Source organism: Arthrobacter sp. 9V (genome assembly GCF_902506065.1).
Taxonomy (GTDB): Bacteria; Actinomycetota; Actinomycetes; order Actinomycetales; family Micrococcaceae; genus Arthrobacter.
Genome location: NZ_LR733059.1, coordinates 1 through 1,006, shown reverse-complemented (window position 1 = coordinate 1,006; position 1,006 = coordinate 1). Strand labels below are relative to the sequence as shown.

The following is a 1,006-nucleotide window of genomic DNA, read 5'->3' as shown; positions in this document are numbered from 1 at the left end:
GACGGGTACCGGACGGGAACGCCGGGTGCGGGGCGTCCGAGTCCGGGGAGCCCGGGCGCAGGACGTCGCCGGCGAGCAGTGCCCGACCTGCGTGGCCACCGAAGCCACCGAGCGTGAAGGTCGCGGTCGACCCGAGGTATGTCGGCACGTCGAAGCCGCCGCGGACCGCCAGGTAGGTGCGGAGGCCCGGACCGGGGGCCGTGCCGATCGCCAGGGTCTGGCCGGCGCCGACCTCGACCGGCTCCCACAGCGCCACGGGTTCGCCGTCGAGGGTGACCGGGGCCGGTGCACCCGTGAGCGCGACCACCGAGGCGGCCGAGAACCGGAGCGTCGGGCCGGTGGCGGTGACCTCGAGCGCGGGGGCGCCGTCGGGGTTGCCCACCGCGCGGTTCGCCTCGGCGAAGGACGCCGCGTCGAACGGGCCGCTCGGCGGCACACCCACCTGCCAGTACCCGACCCGGTGACACGGTCCGGTTCGTCCCCGTCCGCGAGGCCGACGCCGCCGCGCTCGACGCACACCGGGCCTCCAGGACGGTGCCGCGCACCGGGAGCGACGGCAGCACCGGAGGCGACGGCGACGACGGCGTGATCGCCCGCCTGGACGCGACCGACGTGCGGCCGAGCGTCGCGTACCGACGCGACGGCGACGACAACGTGCTCGTCGAGTACGGCGACATGACCCTCGACATCGCGCTGCGGATGCGCGTGCACGCGCTCATGACGAAGCTGCAGGAGCACACGCCGAAGGGGATCCTCGACATCACGCCCGGCATCCGGTCGCTGCAGGTGCACACCGACGCGTCCGTGCTCAAGGCGCGCGACGTGGCGGGGCTGCTCCGCGAGCTCGAGGACGAGATCCCGCCGACCGACCAGCTCGTCGTGCCGTCGCGCACCGTCAAGCTGCCGCTGTCGTGGGACGACCCGGCCACCCGCCTGGCGATCGAGCGGTACATGAACGGCGTCCGGAACGACGCCCCGTGGACCCCGTGGAACATCGAGTTCATCC

At 74.4% G+C, this 1,006-nt stretch carries 2 protein-coding genes; one reads left to right on the top strand and one right to left on the bottom strand.

The window, feature by feature from the left end; genetic code table 11:
* The coding region (locus BACI9J_RS24095) for a biotin-dependent carboxyltransferase family protein (RefSeq protein WP_442858675.1) at positions 1–436 on the bottom strand (436 nt) is incomplete at its 3' end.
* 98 nt (positions 437–534) lie between these two features.
* Between BACI9J_RS24095 and BACI9J_RS24090 the strand changes: the two genes are divergently transcribed.
* Positions 535–1,006 (top strand): carboxyltransferase domain-containing protein (locus BACI9J_RS24090; RefSeq protein WP_236558913.1); only part of this gene is annotated, 472 nt, incomplete at its 3' end.